14 protein-coding genes are annotated in these 21,798 nt (G+C 57.5%); 5 read left to right on the forward strand and 9 right to left on the reverse strand.

The features are described 5' to 3' along the window. Positions 1-218: 218 nt before the first annotated feature. Positions 219-923 carry a GntR family transcriptional regulator gene (locus tag FCH38_RS19295; protein ID WP_174374794.1) on the reverse strand — a complete coding sequence of 235 codons (705 nt, stop codon included), beginning with the start codon at positions 921-923 and terminating at the stop codon, positions 219-221. Between the two features lie 100 nt (positions 924-1,023). Between FCH38_RS19295 and FCH38_RS19300 the strand changes: the two genes are divergently transcribed. The 5 genes from FCH38_RS19300 (at position 1,024) to FCH38_RS19320 (ending at position 8,369) form a co-directional block, all read left to right on the forward strand. Further along, entirely contained in the window at positions 1,024-2,181 is a 1,158-nt protein-coding gene (locus FCH38_RS19300) for an LLM class flavin-dependent oxidoreductase (protein ID WP_127755835.1), read from the forward strand. Further along, entirely contained in the window at positions 2,181-3,074 is an 894-nt protein-coding gene (locus FCH38_RS19305) for an aldo/keto reductase (protein WP_174374795.1), read from the forward strand. Before FCH38_RS19300 ends, FCH38_RS19305 begins: the two co-directional genes overlap by 1 nt. Before the next feature lie 5 nt (positions 3,075-3,079). Further along, entirely contained in the window at positions 3,080-3,604 is a 525-nt protein-coding gene (locus FCH38_RS19310; RefSeq protein WP_149899712.1) for a flavin reductase family protein, read from the forward strand. A 242-nt stretch (positions 3,605-3,846) separates the two neighbouring features. Further along, positions 3,847-7,794, forward strand: a complete 3,948-nt coding sequence (locus FCH38_RS19315) for an autotransporter outer membrane beta-barrel domain-containing protein (RefSeq protein ID WP_174374796.1) — start codon at positions 3,847-3,849, stop codon at positions 7,792-7,794. Then, positions 7,794-8,369 (forward strand): invasion associated locus B family protein, encoded by a 576-nt coding sequence (locus tag FCH38_RS19320; RefSeq protein WP_174374797.1) that lies wholly within the window; start codon positions 7,794-7,796, stop codon positions 8,367-8,369. Before FCH38_RS19315 ends, FCH38_RS19320 begins: the two co-directional genes overlap by 1 nt. A gap of 61 nt (positions 8,370-8,430) precedes the next feature. Here FCH38_RS19320 and FCH38_RS19325 read toward each other — a convergent pair whose 3' ends face one another. The 8 genes from FCH38_RS19325 to FCH38_RS19360 form a co-directional block, all read right to left on the reverse strand. After that, positions 8,431-11,571, reverse strand: coding sequence for an efflux RND transporter permease subunit (locus FCH38_RS19325; RefSeq protein ID WP_174374798.1), 3,141 nt, complete (start codon positions 11,569-11,571; stop codon positions 8,431-8,433). Further along, on the reverse strand, positions 11,568-12,854 hold the full coding sequence (locus tag FCH38_RS19330) for an efflux RND transporter periplasmic adaptor subunit (protein WP_174374799.1): 1,287 nt from the start codon (positions 12,852-12,854) through the stop codon (positions 11,568-11,570). Before FCH38_RS19330 ends, FCH38_RS19325 begins: the two co-directional genes overlap by 4 nt. Positions 12,855-13,260: 406 nt before the next feature. Then, positions 13,261-14,457 (reverse strand): polysaccharide biosynthesis/export family protein, encoded by a 1,197-nt coding sequence (locus tag FCH38_RS19335; protein WP_174374800.1) that lies wholly within the window; start codon positions 14,455-14,457, stop codon positions 13,261-13,263. A gap of 384 nt (positions 14,458-14,841) precedes the next feature. Further along, positions 14,842-15,891 carry an acyltransferase family protein gene (locus FCH38_RS19340; RefSeq protein WP_174374801.1) on the reverse strand — a complete coding sequence of 350 codons (1,050 nt, stop codon included), beginning with the start codon at positions 15,889-15,891 and terminating at the stop codon, positions 14,842-14,844. A gap of 148 nt (positions 15,892-16,039) precedes the next feature. After that, on the reverse strand, positions 16,040-17,002 hold the full coding sequence (locus tag FCH38_RS19345; RefSeq protein ID WP_174374802.1) for a rhizobiocin: 963 nt from the start codon (positions 17,000-17,002) through the stop codon (positions 16,040-16,042). Between the two features lie 191 nt (positions 17,003-17,193). After that, complete coding sequence (locus FCH38_RS19350) at positions 17,194-18,507, reverse strand: HlyD family type I secretion periplasmic adaptor subunit (RefSeq protein WP_174374803.1); 1,314 nt, start codon at positions 18,505-18,507, stop codon at positions 17,194-17,196. Beyond that, positions 18,500-20,236 (reverse strand): type I secretion system permease/ATPase, encoded by a 1,737-nt coding sequence (locus FCH38_RS19355; protein WP_174374804.1) that lies wholly within the window; start codon positions 20,234-20,236, stop codon positions 18,500-18,502. Before FCH38_RS19355 ends, FCH38_RS19350 begins: the two co-directional genes overlap by 8 nt. 310 nt (positions 20,237-20,546) lie before the next feature. Beyond that, positions 20,547-21,671 carry a glycosyltransferase family 4 protein gene (locus FCH38_RS19360; protein WP_149899137.1) on the reverse strand — a complete coding sequence of 375 codons (1,125 nt, stop codon included), beginning with the start codon at positions 21,669-21,671 and terminating at the stop codon, positions 20,547-20,549. Positions 21,672-21,798 lie beyond the last annotated feature (127 nt).

A 21,798-nucleotide genomic window follows, 5' to 3' on the forward strand; every position in this document is an offset into this window, starting at 1 on the left:
TGGGATGGCGAAACGCCTGTCTCCCTAATTCCGTGATATTACCTTTCACAAAAAGGAAATCAATAGTGTATCAATTTTATTTCTGACAGAAATCAAAAACTATTAAGTCGTTGATTTAAAGAAGTATAGTGGCGAAACTCGCCGCAAGGCAGGTCGCCGCTTCCTTGCCTCCCGTCAAATTCTTATCCTCATGTGGATCACGCGAATATGCGGTGATCTCAACGTATGCGAGAAACGTAGCGGGCGACCGTATGGTCGAACCATGTCCATGAGACTTCGGCCACTGCGCCATCCTGCGCCTGGCTGAGACGCAGCACGCGCGGCACCGGCGCGCCCGGCTTCTGACCGAAGGCCTCGGGTGCCCATTCGGGTACATCGCCCAGATCGATGCGGTCTTCCGCCTTCGATATCCAGAGATTGAGGCGAGTACGGTAATAAAGATAGAGGGATTCCGACATGTTCTCGATGGAGATCGTGTCGACATAAGATCCATCCAGCCAGATCTCCTCGATGGCAGCCGGTTTGCCGGCAATGCGCCGGAGGCGGCGGATGCGATGCCCTTCGGCGGAAGTGCCGAAAGCGGGCAGGGCGGCGGGTTTGGCAAGCCGCGCCACATCCAGAACCTCCGCCGTCGGCAGGCCGCCACCCTCGATCATCTCAAGGCGGAAAAAGGCGTAAACGCTTTGCGGATCGCTGACGGCGCGAATGTAATTGCCCGATCCCTGCACGCGCTCCAGCAGGCCACGCTCCTGCAATTCGGCGAGTGACTTGCGAAGCGTGCCGACGGCAATGCCGAGATCGGCCGCCATGTCGCGCTCCGGCGCCAGCTTTTCGCCGTCGATCAACCGGCCCGCCGCCACCTCGCGCACCAGCATTTCGGCGATCTGCAGATACATGGGCAGGCTGCCGCCAGTGTGTTTCATGATGCCGTTTCCTCCCCGAAACAAAAATTGATACATCATTGATTTACATATTTCTTGATGTTATGCAAGAAAAACAAGAGCGGCCCTGAGGAGGAATTGCATGACCGTCGTACCCGTTACATCCGCTGATCTCGATGCTGCCGAGGTCTCCTGGTTTTCCGCTTTGTGCTCCGATGATTACGCCTATCTGGGCGTGCCTGACGGTAGCCTGCGTTCCAGCTTTGAACATTGCTCGGATATCGTCAAAAAGGCCGAAGAACTGGGTTTTCGCAACATCCTCTGCCCTTCGTCCTATCAGGTCGGGCAGGATACGCTGAGCTTTGTCGCCGGCTGCGCGCCGATCAGCGACCGCATCAATTTCCTTGCCGCCATTCGCTGCGGCGAGATGCAGCCGATCATGCTGGCGCGCACGGTGGCGACGCTCGACCACATGCTGAAAGGCCGCCTGACGCTCAACGTCATCAGTTCCGATTTTCCGGGTGAAGTGGCCGACAGCGCCTTCCGCTACAAGCGCAGCCATGAGGTCGTAGAAATCCTGCGGCAGGCCTGGACGCGCGACACTATCGATCACGATGGTGAAATCTACCAGTTCAAGGGCGTCTCGACCGAACCGGCACGTCCCTACCAGCAGAATGGTGGGCCACTGCTTTATTTCGGCGGTTATTCGCCGGATGCGCTCGAACTCTGTGGCGCGCAGTGTGACGTCTATCTGATGTGGCCGGAAACGAAGGACCAGCTGGCGGACCGCATGCGCGCCGCCAATGAACGCGCTGCCGCCCATGGCCGCACGCTGGATTACGGCCTGCGTGTCCATATGGTGGTGCGCGATACCGAACAGGAAGCCCGCGAATATGCCGAGCATCTTGTCTCGAAGCTCGATGACGAATATGGCCAGCTGATCCGCAACCGCGCCCATGACAGCGGCTCGCTCGGCGTGTCGCATCAGGCGCGCGCCCGCGAACTGGCCGACAAATTCGGTTATGTCGAACCCAATCTGTGGACAGGCATCGGCCGGGCGCGCTCCGGTTGTGGTGCGGCACTTGTCGGTTCGACGGATCAGGTTCTGTCGACGCTGGAAGAATACCAGAAGATGGGCATTCGCGCCTTCATCCTTTCCGGTTATCCGCATATTGATGAGGCGGAACACTTCGGCACCAAGGTTCTGCCGCAGATGAAAACCTGCTCCCTGCCGCATGCCTACGGCCGGGTGCCTTCTGAAACGCCTGCCACGCCGCTCGGCAACGGGGAACGCCACTGATGGAACGCATCGCTCTTTCTGAAACATTGCAACTCAGCCGCATCGTTTACGGCATGTGGCGCATCGGTGACGATACTGACACCTCGCCCGCCCATGTGCAGGCCAAGATCGAAGCCTGCCTGGCGCAGGGCATCACCACCATGGATCAGGCCGATATTTACGGCGGATACACGGCGGAAGCCATTCTGGGTAACGGCCTCAAGGCTGCTCCGGGACTGCGCGACAAAATAGAGATCGTTACCAAATGCGGCATCGTCGCACCGGCCGGACGTCACTCCGCCGCCCGCGTCAAGCATTACGATACGACGGCTGGCCATATCAATGCCTCGGTCGAGGCATCGCTGCGCGACATGGGAACCGATTATGTCGATCTCCTGCTCATTCATCGCCCTGATCCGCTTGTTGATGCGGAGGAAACCGGCAAGGCGCTCGACGCACTGGTGGCGTCGGGCAAGGTGAAGGCCGTTGGTGTCTCCAACTTTCGGCCATGGGATTTCTCGCTGCTGCAATCGGCCATGAAAAACCGGCTGGTCACGAACCAGATCGAAATGAGCCTGCTTGCCACGGATAGCTTCACCAATGGTGATCTCGCTTTCCTGCAGGAAAAGCGGGTTTCGCCGATGGCCTGGTCGCCGCTCGGTGGTGGCTCGCTGTTTTCGGGTGCGCATGGTGGAACGATGGCGGCGCTACAGCGCATCGGCAAGGAGCAGGGCGTCGATGCCACCGCCGTTGCCATTGCCTGGCTTTTGCGCCACCCGGCAAAGATCGTGCCGGTGCTCGGCACCAACAATATCGAGCGCATCAAAACGGCGGCTGACGCGTTGAGCGTCACGATCGACCGCCAGACATGGTTTGAGCTTTATACACTCGCAATCGGAAACGAGGTGCCGTGATGACAGTGGCAATGGCAGAGGCGATCAAAATGCCCAATGAGCATGTATTTGTTCCCGGCGGCGAAAACAGCCGCAGCTTTCGCAACGCGCTTGGCGCTTTCACGACAGGGGTTACGGTGGTGACGGCAACGACGCCGGACGGACCTATCGGCATGACGGTCAACAGCTTCGCATCGGTATCGCTCGATCCGCCGCTGGTGCTGTGGTCGCCGGCCAAGAACTCGTCACGCTATCCGGCCTTCAGTGGCGCCACCCATTTTGCCATTCATGTGCTGAGTGCCGATCAGGATGTGCTGAGCGCCCGTTTTACCCGCAACGGTCGCGCCTTCGATGATCTGGACTGGGAAATGAACGATGAGGGCGTGCCGGTCATTCCCGGAACGCTCGCCCGGTTTGAATGCCGGCAGGCCGCGGCGCACGATGCGGGCGACCACACCATCATCGTCGGCGAGGTTTTGCGCGCCGCCCATCGTGATGGTGACCCCCTGTGCTTTTCAGGCGGAGCCTTTGGCCGGTTCTCCCGGCAGTAGTAGAAGCTGCCCGGGTTCCCCTTCGGCCCCCTGCAAAAATCCTATTATTCAAACAATCTTTTCATTTGTTTCGCGGAGCGCGCCCGTCGCGCTCCGTTTTTATATTTGGGCAGGCGTCCAGAGCATTTTTTTATGCTCTTTATACTACCAATTATCCTTCGGAGTGAGCTAATTGATTTGTCTGGAAGAGTGATTCGCCGGATCAGGGCAGAGCGGCGCAATGCGCCGGTAAGGGAGCTTGGATGTCCGGTTGGTTCTGTGGTGTTTCTGAAGGGAAAGATCCGCAGAAAACCCGCATAAGGGTGGCGTCCCTATCCCGGCATTTTCTGCGCGGCTCAACGGGCCTTTTCGCCGTGATGTTTTCCGCCGCACTCTCGCCATCCGCTCTGGCAGACACGATCGTCTGGGTTGGATCATCCACGGATGACTGGTTTTTAGCCTCCAGTTGGTATGGCTATACGCGTGTTCCCGGCGCAAACGACACCGCCAGCTTCAATTCCGAGGGACCGACGATTGCAGCCGGAACACATGCCAACGTCTCTGGCCTGGCTATCGGGCTAGACACTGATGCCTCGCTTTCGGTCAATGGCGGTCTGTCGACAACTTACAGCGAAATTGGTGCCAACGCTGGTATTGCCGGAAAATTGATTTTTTTCGGAGGAAACTGGTCGAATGACGGCAATATATTCGTGGCCAGAAACGGCGTTGGAGACCTTGATGTCAGTGGGAGTTCGATCACTTCTCTTGGCCATATCTATATAGGCGAGGATGGGCTCGGGTACGGTACGGTTAAACTGGACAATTCATCCAGCCTTGAAAATTCCGATACGGTTTTCGTGGGCTATGGCGGTTTCGGTTCGCTGGAGGTGCTGGGCGCAAGTGAGCTTAAAACCGGTCGATTGGTTGTCGCCGGCGGGGTTGGTTCTATGGGGACCGTGACCGTCGAGGGTGCCGGCAGCACACTGACAAGTTCCGGCGATATGGTCATCGGCGGCGATGGTTCAGGCTCTTTCGTCATCGCTGGCGGCGGCGTGGTGATCAGCCAGGGCAACATGGTCATCGGCGACTTGGCGTCATCGGGTGGAAGTGCGCTCAAAATTGATGGCGCTGGCTCCATGTTGGAAACTCAGGGCACGCTGATTGTCGGCAATGACGGTGCGGTCACCATGTCTGTTGGTACAGCCGCGATGGTAACCAGCGGTGCCGTCACGATTGGCCGCAATTCGGCTGGTGTGGTCAATGTGACCGGTGGCGGCACGAAATGGACCACAGGCGACCTGCAGATCGGCGGCGATGCGCTGGCGGCGGTTGGAACACCCGGTTACGGCATGCTGAATGTCTATACGGGCGGCAGGGTTGAAAGCGTGTCTGCACGTCTCGGCAACGTCGCGGGTGCGACGGGCAGCGCGATCGTGGATGGCAGCGGCTCCGTATGGACGGTCGGTAGCGGTAGTCTCGGCGTGGGCGTGGATGGTGCTGGCTCATTGGTGGTGACCGGCAGCGGCGTGGTTGAAACGGCGGACACGGTTCTCGGCGTAAATGCCGATGGCGTCGGCTCTCTCCGGGTCTCCGGTTCCGGAAGTGCCCTGCGCAATTCCGCAAACCTCTATGTCGGTAATGCCGGCAAGGGCTCGCTGCAGATCGATGCAGGCGGTGCAGTCACCAGCGGTGCCGGATATGTCGCAACACTCGGCGGTTCGCGATCTTCCGTGACCATTGCCGGTGGTGGGTCAAGCTGGACGGTGGCCAGGGCCCTTGTCGTCGGATATCAGAATGACGCCGTTGGAGAGGTCTCGGTCGACACCGGCGCCGGCATTCAGGCGGGGCAGGTAACGCTGGGCGAGCTTGCCGGCTCCTCCGGGATATTGATGATCGAAGGCACGGGTTCGAATGTCACGGCTGAGGTCGACAATAATCTTGCTGATTCCGGCTCCATGAATATCGGCCGCTCCGGCACCGGCCAGGTGACGGTACTCAATGGCGCTTCCCTAAATGCCAATCAGCTTTCTCTCGGTACGGAGGCCGGTTCGGACGGTGCATTGCGGATCGTCGGGGTGGGGTCGCACGCGGAGATCGGCAACACCCTAGTTATCGGGAGAAGCGGCGGCGGCACGGTGGAGGTGACGGGTGGTGGTTCTGTTGCCGCAACGACCGTCGTGATCGCATCGGCTGCGGGTTCCACCGGTGTCTTGAACATTGGCGCCGCTGCCGGGCAGACGGCGCATTCGGCAGGCGAGGTGGAGGCGGAGGCGATTGCTTTCGGTGCCGGCAATGGCAGCATCGTCCTGAACCACTCGGAAAACGATTACGAGCTTTCCGCGGATATTTCCGGTGCTGGCCGGATCGATGCCGAAAACGGTGTGACGACGCTTGGCGGCAACAACAGCTATTCCGGCGGGACGACAATTTCGGCCGGTACGCTGAAGGGAACCGCCACCAGTTTTGGTTCGGGCGAGATCGCCAATAATGCGGCGCTGGTGGTGGATGGGGCCGGCAGGCTTTCCAATGTCATCAGCGGTTCCGGTTCGTTTGAAAAGACTGGTAGCGGTAATCTGATCCTGACCGGAAACAGCACCCATAGCGGAACCACCGAAGTTTCCTCCGGCAAGCTCAGCGTCAATGGCTCGCTTGCAAGCGTGATTTCAGTCGCCAACGGCGCGGCGCTTGGCGGCTCCGGCACCATAGGCGGCGTAACGGTTCAGTCCGGCGGCACACTTGCGCCCGGCAATTCCATTGGCACATTGACGTCCACCGGCAACGCGACATTTGCCAGCGGCTCCGCCTATGCGGTCGAAATCGACAGCTACGGCAATTCCGACAGGCTTGCTGTCACCGGCACTGTCACCATAGCCAATAATGTCAATCTCATCGTCACACCCGTGACGGACAGTCTGACCTTTGCTTTCGGTGCGAAATACGTGCTTCTGACGGCAACGGGGGGGGTGAGCGGGGCATTTGCCGATGTGGTTGGAAATCTTGATTATCTGAAGACCGCTGTCACGAAGAGTGGCGACAACAATACGGTCTACCTTCTGCTGAAACGCGAATCTTTCGGGCCGGGATCTTTTGCCGCCTCGACCTCGACGGGCAATGCGCGTTCCGCTGCCAACGCGGTCGAGGCGTTGGGGGAAGGATCGGCACTTTACGATGCGGCTTATTATCTTCAGCAGGCAGAGACCCAGACAGCGTTTTCACAGCTTGCCGGCGAACTGCATCCCTCGCTTGCCATGGCGTTGATAAACCGCAGTCAACTGACCCGTGATGTTATTCTCAGCCGGCTGCGCAGCGCCTTCAAGGGTATCGATGCGCGCTCGATCCTGCCTGCCGTCGGCAGGATGGGCGCACCGGACCCGATGAATATCGATGAAGGCTCCCTCACTTTATGGTCCAATGGTTTCGGGTCGCGCGGACACATCGATGGCGATGGCAGCGGCTCGTCGGTCAATATGAAAGGCGGCGGCGTCTTTTTTGGTCTCGATGGTGATTGGGGTGACGGCTGGCGCGCCGGTGTTGCTGCCGGCTATGGTCGTGATGTCATCAGCCAGAAGTCCCTGTCGGCAGCGGATGTGGACAGTTATTATCTGGCCGCCTATGGCGGAGGCACAATCGGCCCGGCCTCGCTGCGTTTTGGAGCAGTCCATGCTTTTCAGGATGTCGTAACCCGCCGGACGGTATCTTTTTCGACATTGCATGAAAATCTGACCGCCGGCTATGACGCCTCCACCACGCAAGTCTTTGCCGAGGCCGCCTGGCGTTTCGATTTTGATCTGACACAGTTCGAACCCTATGCCAATATCAGCTATGTGAATACGAAGACGGATGCTTTCGGCGAGAAGGGCGGTATCGCCGCCGTTTCTTCCGGCTCTGCCAGCCATGACCAGCTCTATTCAACGCTTGGTGCGCGTTTCAGCCGTGATATCGCATTTGATGGCATGGCTGGGCAGGCGATGTTCGATATCGGCTGGCGTCATGCCTACGGCGATCCGGTAGTGGGGAGCACCTTGTTCTACACGGGCGGCAGTGGTTTTTCCGTCGCAAGTGCGGCGATGGCGCAGGATGTGGCGCTGCTCAATCTGGGACTGAGCTACGATATCAACCCTTCCGCCACTTTGACATTCCGTTATGGCGCGGTTTTCGGGGCGGGCGTCTTGGATCAATCCGCATCTGCCGAACTGGGAGTCCGTTTCTGATGAGGCGTGGTCAAAACATGCTGTGGAACGCGACCCTTGCTGTTTCTCTCTTCGTCGGGTTGGCGACAAACGCGCTTGCGCAGGAGGCAGCCAAGATTGCTGCGCCCTTGCATGAGGTTTATGGAAGCTGGCAGCTCGCCTGCGCGTTGCCTGCGAAAAAGGACGAGGCCGATCCGAACGCCTCAGTAGTGGCGGAAAAGCCGGTCTGCGCCATAGCACAGGTGCAGCTTGAGGAGAAAACCCGCAAGCTTGTCGTCTCGGTCGAATTCCGGATTGATGATCCCAAAATGCCGGACAGGCTCTCCGGCACCTTCGTCATGCCTTTCGGCCTTGCTGTCACAAAGCTATTTTCAGTGAAATCCGGAAATGTGCGGCTGCAGGAAGTGCAGGTCAGCACTTGCCTGCCCGTCGGCTGCATCGTGTCCTTCACACCCTTTGTCGAGCTTGTCTCTGCGCTTGAGGCGGGAAAGACGTTGGCGATCGAAGCCCCCGATCTGCAGGGCCGCACGGTGTCGTTCCAGTTGCAGGCGGCGGGTTTTTCTGAGGCGCTGAAGCGCCTCGGAAACCTGCGTTAGAGCGTTTCCAGTAAAAACGGAAACCCTTTTACGTCCGGACAACGCGTAAAATCAAAACGATCTAGGCAGCGACGGAATCGGGCTGATCTTCGCCCTCCGGCTTTTGCGGCTCGGTGTGCTTCCCGGCTGATTTCTTGCGGGAAAACAGACCGGTGAGGAAATTGCCGAACCGGTCCATCTCCACGAAGATAACAGGGGTGATGAACAGTGTCAGCAATTGCGAGACGATAAGACCGCCGACCACCGCGACGCCGAGCGGCTGGCGCAGTTCCGAACTCGCGCCTGAGCCAAGCGCAATGGGCAGCGCGCCCAAGAGCGCGCAGAAGGTCGTCATCATGATCGGCCGGAACCGGCGAACGCAGGCTTCGTGGATGGCGGTGACGGCCGGTTCGGCCTTTTCGCGCATCAACTCCACCGCCACGTCGATCATCATGATCGCGTTTTTCTTGACGATGCCGATCAGCATCAACAGGCCGATAAGCGCGATGAGCGAAAAATCCATGCCCATCACCTTCAACGCCACCAGCGCGCCGAAGGCGGCCGCTGGCAGGCCGGAAAGAATGGTCAGCGGGTGGATGAAGCTTTCATAGAGAACGCCGAGAACCACATAGATGGTCAGCACCGCCGCCAGAATGAGGATGCCGGTATTGCCCTGACTCTGTTGGAAGATTGCCGCCGTGCCGCCATAGCTGGTGAAAACGTCCTGCGGCAGGCCGATTGTGCTCTTGAGCTGATCGATCTGGCTGGTGGCATCGGAAAGCGCCACCCCATCCGGCAGGTTGAAGGAAATCGTCGTGGAGACGAGCTGGCCCGTCTGGTTGATGGTGACCGGCGCCTGGGTCCGGGTGAGGCTGGCGAAATTGGACAGCGGAACCAGAACGCCAGACTTGGCCGAGAGAATGTTGATATCGCTCAGAAAATCATCATTCCACTGTTTGGAGCTGTCGAATTCCACGATCACGTCATAGCTGTCGCCGGTGGACTGGATTTGCGCGGCCGTATAACCGCCGAAGGACATTTCCAGCGTCTTGCGCAATTGGTCATTGGTGATGCCGAAGGCGGCCGCCTTTTCCGGATCGACGGAGATCGTTGCGGCGATGGCGCCGTTCTGGGCATCGGAGGTGACGGCGGTGAATGTATGGTCGCGGCGCATCGCCTCCATCAGCTTGTTCGACCATTCATTCGTGGTGTCGGCATTCAGGCCCTGAACGACGAGCTGGTACTGGCTGGCGGAGCTGCGTCCGCCAAAACGCAGGCTCTGCTGCGGATTGATATAGGTGCGGATGCCGGCCACTTTTGATGTGGCCTGCCCCAGTTCCGCCAGTACCTGGCTGAGCGGCGCGCGTTCTTCCTTGGACTTCAGTTCAACGAACATCGAGCCGTTGTTCAGCGGATTGCGGGAATTGCCGCCGACAATGGAGGTGACATGCACAACGGCCGGGTTCTTGCGGATCTGGTCGGCAACCTGGGCCTGAAGGTCGCGCATCGCAGTATAGGAAATATCCTCGCGCGCCTGTGTCGATACTGAAAGACGGCCAATATCCTCCTGCGGGAAGAAGCTGGATGGCAGGGTCTCGAACAGATAGAGCGAGGCGGCAATCGAGGCCAGAAACGAAGCCAGAACCACACGGCGGTGGGAAAGGCACCAGCCGACGGCACGGCCATAACCACGCAACGTGCGCTCGAAGCCGGCATCGAACCACCGGACGATGGCTGGCGGTCTGGACGAATTGCCGGAAAGACGCGAGGCGAGCATCGGCGTCACCGTCAGCGACACCAGCGCCGAGGCCATGATCGCGAGCGTGACGACCATGCCGAATTCGTTGAAGAGCCTGCCGATCACCCCACCCATCAACAGGATGGGAATAAACACGGCAACCAGCGAGATGGACATGGACAGGATGGTATTGCTGACTTCCGCCGCCCCCTGAAGGGCAGCTTCCCGCATGGTCAGGCCTTTTTCATGCAGGCGTAATATGTTTTCCAGCATGACGATGGCATCGTCCACCACCAGCCCCACGGACAATGTCAGCCCCAGCAGTGAGATATTGTCGATGCTGTAACCCAGCACATACATGGCGCCGAAGGCTGTGATCAGCGACAGAGGTACGGCAAGGCCTGGAATGATGGTCGCCGTCAGGTGGCCGGTGAAAAGATAGATGACCGCGACCACCAGACCGATGGTGAGGAAAAGCGTGAACTGCACATCGGAGATCGCGTCCGTGATGGCCGTCGAGGCATCATTCATGACGTTGATATTCACCGAGGGCGGCAATTGCTGGCGAAGTGCCGGCAGCTTGGCCTTGATGGCATCGACCACATCGACGGTATTGGCGTCCGGCTGTCGCTGTACGGCAAGGATGATCGCCTGTTCGCCGTCAAACCAACTGCCGGCATTGGTGTTGTCGATGCTGTCGGTGACGTTGGCGATATCGCCGAGATGAATGGCTGCGCCGTTATTCGTCGCCACGACCAGAGTACGGAAGGCCGCCGCATCCGTGCGCTGGGTATCGGCCTCGATCGTCAGGCGCTGGTTGTCGTTCTGCAATGCGCCAACGGGCACCTGATTATTCGCCTGCGCTATCGCATTGGTAACGGTATCGACGCCGAGCCCGCGCGCCTGAAGCTGCGCCGGATCGAGGCCGATGCGCACGGCATAGGTCTGCGCCCCATAGACACTGACCTGGGCGACGCCGGAAATGGTGGAAAGCAGCGGCGAGATGATATCTTCCGCGATCTCATCCACCTTGCTGGTCGGCAGTTCCTTGCTGTTGATGGCCAGCAACAGCACCGGTGCATCGGCCGGGTTGGTCTTGCGGTAGCTCGGCGTCGTCGTCATGTTGCTTGGCAATTGCCGCTGCGCGCGCGAAATCGCGGCCTGAACATCGGCAGCCGCCGCATCGATATCGCGGTTGAGGTCGAATTGTAGCACGATCGAGCTGTTGCCCAACGTATTGGTGGCGCTGATCTCGCTGACGCCCGGAATGGTCTCGAACTGTTTGACCAGCGGGGTGGTGACCGATGTAGCCATGGTCTGCGGCGAAGCGCCTGATAGCGACGACGAGACGCTGATCGTCGGAAAATCGACCTTGGGCAGGGCGGCGACGGGCAGCAGGCGGAAACCGGCAAGCCCGGCCAGCACGAGGCCTATGGCGAGAAGAGTGGTTGCGACGGGCCGGTTGATGCAGAAATTCGAGATCATGGGGTGCCAGCCTTTTCCTGCGGAACATTGGCGGCAAGATTGCCGTCTGCGCCACCCTTGTCGGAAAACTGCTCGACAACCTGCTGGCCATCGGCGAGTTCCGACTGGCCTTCGATGATCACATGTTCTCCACCGGACAGGCCGCTGGCGATGGCGGTGAGATCGCCGTTCGAACGGGCGACTTCGACCGTCGTCATATGAACACGGTGGTTCTCATCGACGGTATAGACGAAACTTCCCTTCGGTCCCGGTCGAACCGCGACCGTCGGCACGACGATCATCTCCTCATCCGAGACGAAGTGGGCTGTGACGTTGACGGACTGGCCGGGCCATAAAAGGCCGCGGTCGTTCTTGAATTCCGCTTTCACCAGCACGGTACCGGAGGTCTGGTCCACCGTATTGTCGTAAAAGCGCAGCACGCCCTGCATGGCTTCGCCGCCGGTTGCCGCCGGGTCCACATCCACAGTTGCGCCCTTCTCGAGGCCTTCGCGCAATTGCGGCAGGTAACGTTGGGACAGGCGGAAACTGACGTCGATAGGATCATATTTCGTGATCGTCACGATATTGACGCCGGCGCTGAGATAAGCGCCGGGGCTGACGCTGATATCGCCCAGCCGACCGTCAAAGGGCGCACGGATCTCCATATTCTCGAGCGCCACCTGGTCGGCGGCCAGTGCAGCGCGGTCAGCGCCGATCTTGGCGCTGGCCGAATCCCGCGCCGCCTTGGCCAGATCCAGCACCTGCTGGGCTTCGGCATTCTGCTTGACCAGATTGGCGGCGCGCTGGAAAGCGGCCTCGGCCTGATCCAGCGTCGCCTGATCGGCGGCAATATTGGCCTTGTCCTTGTCGACGGCGGCGCGGGCAATGCGGTCATCCATTTTCAGGATCAGATCGCCGGCCTTGATATGCTGGCCGTCCTTTGCCGCGATTTCGGTGACGAGACCGGCCTGAAGCGGGGCGATATTGGTAATATCGGCCGCAACCGCCCAACCTGTCGCCATGGCATCCATTGGCAGCGTCGCCTTGTCGACGGCGATGGTGCTGACGGTGGGCGGTCCGCCATTGCGCCGCCCGCCGCCCTGTCTTTGGCCCTGTTGTGGGGCGGGCTGGCCGTTTTGTGCGTGCTGTGCCCTGGTGTCAGTCGTGGCAGGTTCCGCCTGTTGCGAGACGCTGGCGAATTGCTTGAGATAGGGAATTTGATCGAGCGGCAGGCGATCCCTAAAATACCACGCGCCGATGGCTGCGATGGCAAGAACGCTGAGAGCGGTCCAGAAACGTTTCATCTGACGGTTCCGCATAATGAGAGCGAATACATGTTTCCCGAACATGTGCGGCAAGCCTTGGGAGCAGCTTGCCCCCAGAAGATACCCATTGCGCTGCGAAATCACCTTAAACTTTTGTAATGGCGGCGACAATGTCTGCGGCAGTGTTGCCTTGCGGATCAGGGGATGCAGCGGCTTTCGGCCTATGCCGATCACTGAGCTTACCGCACGACAGCCGCCGGCCGCGCTTCGGGCTGCGCCGCAAAGATCGGCTTCTGTTTCCGCCGGGCGCTACGAGTTGATGGAAAAGCGGGCTGTCGCCGATAGTCATCTTGACCGGCAGGCCATGCCCCCTGTTGGTTTCAGCCAAAGAAAAAGCCGCCTCGTTTCCGGGGCGGCTTTGGCGTTAGCGCGGCGATGCCATGGGTCAGAAGGCCCGGATGGCGTTGCGCGTCGCAAGTACATCCTCGGCCACATTGCCCGTCGTCGCGGGAACGGAGCCGACGAGATCGAGGAACTTGTAAAGTTCGGTTGCCTGCGAATTCGTGACGTAGATGATGTCGCGATCCTGCATCGGGAACTTCGTGCTGGCGAAGAAGGTGGACGGATCGCGCAGATTGGCGCGGAAGATGACCGGAACGTCCTGCCCTGGGAATTTGGACGTATTGATGCCGAGTTTGACCAGAAGCTCGCGCTTGACGGTACGATAGACATAGACCTGGGCCGGGTCGGCACGCGAATCGAGCAATCCGCCCGCCTTGCCAAGCGCATCCGAAAGCTTGAGATCGGCGTCCTCGAACTCGAAACGACCGTTGAGGCCGGAAGCGCCGAAGGCCAGATAGGTACGGCGCTCCCGCTCCACCATGATCGTGTCGCCCGGAACCACATAGATGTTCTCGGTCGGCGTGCTGACGAGGTGATTATAATTGACGCGCGCAGTCTTGCCGCGGCGGATCAGCGTCACATAGGATTCGATATTCGGGGCGCTGAGGCCCTTGGCATAGGAGATCACGTCAAGAACGCGATCGCCAGCTTCCGACAACTGGACCTTCGTCGGCTCCTTGACGTCGCCAAGCACGGAGGCCTGCGCCGAACGGCTGGAAATCTTGGTGATGAGAACCTGCGGTTCGATAGCGCGGTTGGCAAGCCGCTCCTCGATTTCGCTCTGCACATCCTCGACATTGCGGCCGGTCGCGCGGATCTTGCCGGCATAGGGCACGCTGATATTGCCTTCCCGATCCACCGTCTGGTTTGGCAGGCTGATAAAGTTACCTGGGCGGCTGCCCGCATCGCTCGGAATAAACAGACCACCCGCCTGGCTTTCGAAGATCGCCACCTGCACCACGTCGCCGACACCCATCGGCAGCGCAGGCACACCGCCCTTGCCACCGCCGAAGCTGCCGAGCAGGGTGGTCGTCGTGGTGTCGCCGACATAATTCAGAACGGAACTGTTTATATCGATCAGCGCGTAGTCAACGCCCGCGGTTTTTTGTTTGTCCCTGGAACCGAATTTGACCGAAGCGTTGGATTCGATTGACGCCGCATCAGGCCCGGATGCCGCTGTGACCGTACAGCCCGCGAGTGCTGCGGAGGCAAGCAGAATCGAAACAATCAATAAACGCATTTGGTCCTCAAAATGAATTTCGTCCGAAAAGTAAAACAGTCCGGACATCGTATAATTTTTAAAAAATAGACACGTCGTAAACAGAGCCGGTAAAGAAACCTCAACCGGTATTACATTCCTTAAGCAGAATCGTATTTAGAAACTGCTTCTGCCCGCATCAGGCATATGCCCAATTCCAAGCGATGCTTCAAGTTTATTCACCGATCATCTGTGCCAGAAAGCTGCAATCGCGCACATTCGTGGTTCAGAGGAGCGTTGATGTCTTTGCTTTTAATATTCAGTCAGAGCCATAATCTCTTCGATTGCTGCATTGCGCTAGTGCAGTTTTGTCACGCTTGCGAAGTTTCTTTATGTCTTGATGTCACGAATTGGTAATTATTTGTTTTACGAATGTTTTTTCAGCTTTTTATGGATGCGTCCGAAAGACGGTGTGATGTCGTTTGATCTTCTATGGGCCGAGGCGGGCAATGCCAGCCACTCATGGATGCCAAGGCGGATGGCGGCCATTTGAACGATGGCCGGCAGCGCAACACCGATGATTGTTGTGATTGCCAGAAGGCTTGCCATATCTGTCACCTGAAACAGTTTGACTGCGACAGCCCGGCCAAAGCCGATGGCGATGATGTGCATGACATAAATGCCGACGGACAGTCTTCCAAGCGTTTCAAATAAGGACGATATCGCGTTTTCGGTCCTCGCGAGAATTTGCGACAGTGCGATCACCAGAAAGATGCCGAGAACGGCGGAGATAAAAGGGAGCCTCTCGGGAATCTCGGCTTGCCATGACAAATAGGCTGAAATGGCAAAGGCGACGAGAAGTGCGAGAAATGAGCGCGCATCGTATTGTCTCTGCTGAAAACCATATTGTTTTGCGACGATGCCGAGTGTGAAATACACAAAGCCGTAGGCGATATCCCACAGGACGGAATGGCCGAGTGAATAAAGCAGCGTGAAAACAACGAGTGCGAACGCCAGGCGGATAAGCGCGGATACCTGTCTTAACACAAAGGATGCGAGCTGGCAGAAAAACAGCGCATAGAGAAACCAGAAGGGACTGATCGGATTCCACAGGATTTCGAGAATTCTGGTAAAATCAATGACCGTATTCGTGAGGCCGAGACGACCCATGGCGACCATGAGGCCGCCGTGCACGAGTGACCAGAACAGATAGGGATAAGCGATATTTTTTCCCAGCTTGCCGAGGAAATCCCTGGGGTCTGTTGTTTTGCCGGATGAGAAAAAAAGCCCCGAAACGAAGAAAAAAAACGGCATGTGAAAAGTATAGATCGTGTAATCGACAAATCCCAGAAGGCTGAATTGCGGTGGTGTGCCGGAAGCGCTTAATCCCCTTTCCGCGTGACCGAAGACCACGAGGATCATGCACAGGCCTTTGGCGACATCATAACTATTGTCGCGTGACTTTTTCTGTTCCATGCCGGTGCTCTAAAAAGTTTTTGATAAAATTTAAAAGTTCAAAAGAGAATGAAAAATTCAGGACGAAAAAATCGTGGTCCGGATATGCGGTCCGGACCACGATCATTTTAGGCAATGGCGCTGCTAATGCAAATTCTCTTTGAGAGAATTATGCGGTGAACCAGTCGCTGCCGGTAAGGTGAACACCCGAAACGATGATCTTCTCACCCTTGTGTGCGCCGTCCACATTGTAGCTGAGGATGGTGTCGTCATCAAAGTTCGACAACGTCCAGTTCGAGATCGTCGTGCCAACCAGCTTGAGCTTGTCCATGCTGGCGTTGAAACCAGTGATGGAGTCGGTGGCAAGGCTCTTGGCCATGTCGCCGAGATTGAACACGAAAGTATCGGCGCCGCCGCTGGCGACGATGTGATCGATACCCTTGCCGCCGGTTACCAGCGACGAAGCAAGCTTGACGCCGCTCAGGTCGATAGAGTCGTTGCCGTCGCCAGCGTTGATAGTGACTGTGGTTGCGCTACCGTCGGTGATGCCCTTGCCGCCGTTTACGACATTGGTACCGGCAGCAACGCCGCCTGCTCCCGCCGCAGACAGATCATTAAGTGCAGAGCCCGCCTTGACGATGATGGTGTCGTTGCCGGCACCGGTATCGATGTTGAAGGCGTTTACCCAGGATTTGTCGTTCGAAAGAAGAGAGACAGTCACCGTGTCGTTACCCGAGCCGGTGGAGATATTACCACGTTTGGCGTTGAGAACTTCAACGGTGGAAGCGGTGGTGCCGCCAAGATGAACGTCAACCTGCACGAAATCCTTGAACGAAAGGTTTTCTGCGGAGTCGGACTTGGCGAGAACGTTTTTCACCGAGTTCCATGCCGACGTCACGTCGAAATTGAAGCTGTTGGTGCTGGCGTCGTATCCGACATCGACCTTGCCGCCCGCACCGCTGCCGGGAACCGAAACAGCGCCGACATCAACGATGCCGGAATTGAGCGAGGAGCCGTTCTTGGTCTGCGTCGTCGATTCCGTGAGGAGCTTGTAAGCTTCCTGATCAACGAGATTGGTGAGCGACGAAACCGTCGAAGCGCCGCCATTACCGAAAGTGACAGTTAATGCCATGTTACTCTCCCATAAATTTTTGAGACTGAAATGAATTGAAATTTAATCTAGACTTAGCAATGCGTGCAATATTTAATCCATAAAAAATAATAAAACAAGAGACTAATTTACGCTTATTTTTAAGTATATTGAGTGTCGATCCGCATATTTTATGAATGTTTTCATTTAGATAATTTGCGGGCTAAAGACGCTCATTCCTGTATGAAGGTTTTATTAATCCTGTCCTGAAACGGTTTTACGAAATAGGATAGAACGCTTCTCTCGCTCGTCTGTATGAAAACTTCCGCCGGCATTCCAGGGTATAGTTTTCCGCCCGGAAGATGCTGCATACCGATTTTATCCGGTTTGATTCGCAGAGTATAAAAGGATGCTCCGGTGCGGGAATCCATCTGCAGATCAGGAGCGACGACGGCGACTTCGGCAACGACATCGGGCGTCGTGCTTTGATTGAAAGCAGTGAACCGGATGGTGACCGGCTGGCCGACGTAAATCTGGTCAATGTCTCGCGGAAGTATGTCGGCTTCGATTGCAAGATCGTCCTTCTCCGGCACCACCAGCATCAGCACTTCACCCGGCTGAATGACGCCGTTTATATTGTGCACTGAAAGCTGATAGACGCGCCCGGCAATCGGTGAACGAATATCAAGGCGATCCAGCTGATCGCGGGTTGCGGCAAGCCGTTCTTCGTATTCGGCGACCGTTGCCTCGACCGATGTCAGGTCTTTGGTCACTTCGGACTTGCGGTCTTCATCTAGCTGAAGCAGCTGCAGGTCCATTTCACTCATCTTGCCCACCGTCTGGGCGCGGGCCGCCATATATTGGCCCTGCTGACCTTCGAGGTTGGAAAGCTGCCGCTTCAAAAGATTGAGCCGCTGAAGCGTGACTAGTCCCTTGCTGTAAAGCTCCTGCGTCTTGGAAACATCTTCCTTGACGATGGTAAGCTCGTTTTCGGTTGCCGCAACCTGAACGCCCATGCCTCGCGCCTCATCAAGAAGTTGATCCTTGCGCGTTGCCAGCTGTTTTTTCATGCCGGTCAGCGCACTGAGGCGGCTTTTGAAAAGCCCCTGTTCGCTGTCGATGAATGTCCTGGCGGCCTTCGGATTGGTCAATTCCACCAGATCTTCCGGCACGGTGAAAGACGCGGCCTCGGTAATTTCGGCGCGCAGGCGGGCACGGCGTGAATAAAGTTGCGCCAGCGTGTTCTCAACGATGGATAAATTGGCCTGAACGATCGTGTCGCTCAGCCGCAGCAAAGTCTGCCCTGCATCGACCCTGTCGCCTTCGGCGACCTTGATCTCACTGACGATGCCGCCGGAAAGGTGCTGGATTTTCTTGGAGTTGCCTTCGACGACGACCCGTCCCGTGGCGACGACTGCGCCGGCAAGCTTTGCCATGGCCGCCCAGCCACCCAATCCGACGAGCAGGCCGATGGCGAGAACCATCACCGCCGCGGAATGCTTGACGAGAGACGCATTGGTGACACCGGCTTTTTCCTGCTCAACCATTTTCGCCCACCCGGTTTTCGATCCTGCGCGTTTCTTCCTCTGCGGCCGGCACCTGATGCAGGTTTTGCCGCAGGATTTGCGCCAGCACCTCTTCCTTGGTGCCGAAGCGCAGCATCCGGCCGCCGCTCATGACCATCACGAGATTGACGCTTTCGATGGCGCTGGGACGATGGGCGATGACGACAGCGATGCCACCCCGCGCCCTGATGTCGCCGATTGCATTGCGCAGCGCCATCTCGCCTTCGCTGTCCAGATTGGAGTTAGGCTCATCGAGAAGCACAAAAAACGGCTCGCCGAAAAGCGCGCGTGCAAGGCCGATGCGCTGCTTCTGCCCGCCCGACAAGGCCTCGCCGCGATCGCCGATATAGGTGTCGTAACCGCTGGGCAGGCTCAGGATCAGGTCATGAACCTGAGCGGCCTTGGCCGCGGCAACGATTGCTTCCGCTGTCGCATCACGGTCAAATCGCGCGATATTCTGCGCCACGGTTCCCGCCATCAACTCCACCTGCTGGGGCATGTAACCGATGGATTTGCCGAGAACCTCAAAATCCCATTGGTTCAACGCTGCGCCATCGAAGCGCACGGAACCGCGGTCATAGGGCCAGATCCCCGTCATCAGGCGCGCCAGCGTTGATTTTCCAGAGGCGCTTGGGCCAATGATGCCAAGCCCATCGCCAGCATTCAGCGTAAAGGAAATATCTGCAACCGTGTCGCGCGCGGCACTCAGCGGCCCACCCGTCACGCGGTCGACGGCAACGGTATATTGCGGCCGCGGCAGAGAAAGCGGTGGCTGTGGCTCCGGCACCAGTTCAAGAAATTCGTTGATGCGTTTCCAGCCCTGTCGCGCCGTCATGAAACTGCGCCAGTTGGCTATTGCATGTTCGACTGGGCCGAGCGCCTTTGCGGAGAGAATTGAACCTGCGATGATGCTGCCCGCGGAGGCATTGCCCTCGATGACCAGCACGGCGCCGATTGCCATGACGCCGGATTGCAGCAGCAGGCGGAATGTGCGCGATATCGCGCCAAGCATGCCCGCCGTATCGGAGGTCGAGAGGGTGACGGCACGATATTGGGAATGCAGATCGCTCCACATCGAGGTCACCGCGCCCATCATCCCCATGGTTCTAATGGATTCAATATTACGCTGACTGTTGCCCACGAGCGTGTTTCTCTGTCCACGTGCGGCATAAGCCTGTTTGGTCGCTTTTTCGGTGAGCCAATTGGTCAAAAGCGTCAAAACGACAAGAATGACGGCGCCGCCAAGCACGGCAAAGCCGATCCACGGATGCAGGGCAAAACAGATCAGCAGATAGATGGGGAGCCAGGGAATGTCGAAAAATGCGCCCGGCCCCGGACCGGACAGAAACTGACGTATCTGGTCGAGATCGCCGACGATCTGCAATCCGTCGATCTTTGCAGAGGCAAGGAGAGGAGCACCGATCGATGCCCTGAAAAGCTTCTGATTGAGCGCGTCGTCGATATTGTCGGCGATACGGGCCAATATCCGGCTGCGCAAAACATCAAAGCCCATCAGAAAGGCGTAAAGGATGATGAGGAGAACGACCAGTGCCACAAGCGAAGGGATGCTCTTGCTGGGCAAAATGCGATCGTAGACCTCCAGCATGAAGAGCGAGCCGGAAAGATTAAGGATGTTCATCAGCGCACTGGCGAGACCGACAGCGAAAAAAGCACGCTTATTTTTTGTTAAAAAAGAATTAAATATAAACATATCAACACCTAAAACTGCACGAAAATCGCACAATAAATAAGATTAGGCAATGCTATTTGAGAATGAACTGTAGGAATTGATTAACACGTCTTATGGATAGTGCCATTGGCGGCAATCTCTAGTAATAAAGCCGGCTAATAATTCAGGTTGGCCTTTGTGTATTCATCCTCAATATTTTAATGCAGGCGAGATCACTAATGCGGATCTGCCTCGGCGTAGTCGTTAATGCGTGCCGCCGGCCGAATACTTCGCATTGTCGATCCGCAGGGTTTACGGACAGGTTTTCAGCCGCGCAACGGGTCGTTGACGCTCAGGCTCGTTCCGCCAGAGCAAAGTTCACGGTATCGGCAAATTCCCGCAGGAAACGTTCGCGTGAGAAGCGGGCGGCATTGTTGATGCAGGCATTCTTGTCGAAGCGCTCGGAATTATCGACGAATTCCTGCACGGCCGCACAGATTGCTTCCGGGGTCTGCTCGCCGAAATAGAGGCCCGTCGGCTGGTTTGAAGCGCCGAGCGGAATGACGGTCTCAAGCACTCCGCCTTTGCCATAGGCTATGACCGGCGTCCCGAGCGCCTGCGATTCGACCGGCACAATGCCGAAATCATCTTCTGCCGCAAAAACGAAGGCCCTGGCTTCCGCCATGTATTTGTGAAGCTCCTCATTGCCGACGAAGCCGAGGATTTCAACGTTGGGCGTGGCGATGTCGCGAATACGTTTCATATCGGGTCCGTCGCCGATGACGACGAGGCGTTTCTCGGGCATCTTCGCAAAGGCTTCGACGATCAGGTGCACCTTTTTGTAGGGCACCAGCCGCGACGCGGTGACGAAATAGTCGCCTTTCCGGTCGGAGGGGGAGAGGTGTGTGGTATCGACCGGCGGATAGATCACGGTGGAATCGCGTCCGTAACACTTGCGCACACGGCTGCGGATGAATTTGGAGTTGACTGTCATCAGGTCGACGCCATTGGCGGTGCGGATGTCCCACATGCGGATATAGTGGAGAATAGCGCGCGCGATCCAGGAGGTGAAGCCGCGATTGAGCTTGGTTTCCTTGAGATACTGGTGCTGGAGATCCCAGGCATAGCGGATGGGGCTGTGGATGTAGGAGACATGGAACTGGTTGGGACCGGTGATGACGCCCTTGGCGACGGCGTAGCTTGAGGAAATCACCAGATCGTAACCGCTGAGATCGAATTGTTCGATGGCGAGCGGCATCAGCGGCAGATAGGAACGGTATTTCTTTCGGGCGAAGGGCAGTTTCTGGATGAAAGAGGTGTTGACCGGACGCCCGCCGAGAAAACCCCGGTCGCGCTCGCTCATGAAATCGACCAGGCAATAAAGATCCGCGTGAGGATAGATTTCGAGAAGGTTGTGAAGCACCTTTTCAGCCCCACCTCTGTCGGTGAGCCAGTCATGGACGATTGCCGTCTTCATAATTTCCTCAATAATTTCAACGTAATAAAAATTTATAATCCGCCCTGGAAAAACTCGGCGGTGTAGAATGTCCGGCGTGTCTCCAGTCCTAAAAAAGCGGCTACCGGAGACGGAATGATATAAAAAT

This window comes from Agrobacterium tumefaciens (genome assembly GCF_013337285.1).
Classification (GTDB): Bacteria; Pseudomonadota; Alphaproteobacteria; order Rhizobiales; family Rhizobiaceae; genus Agrobacterium; species Agrobacterium burrii.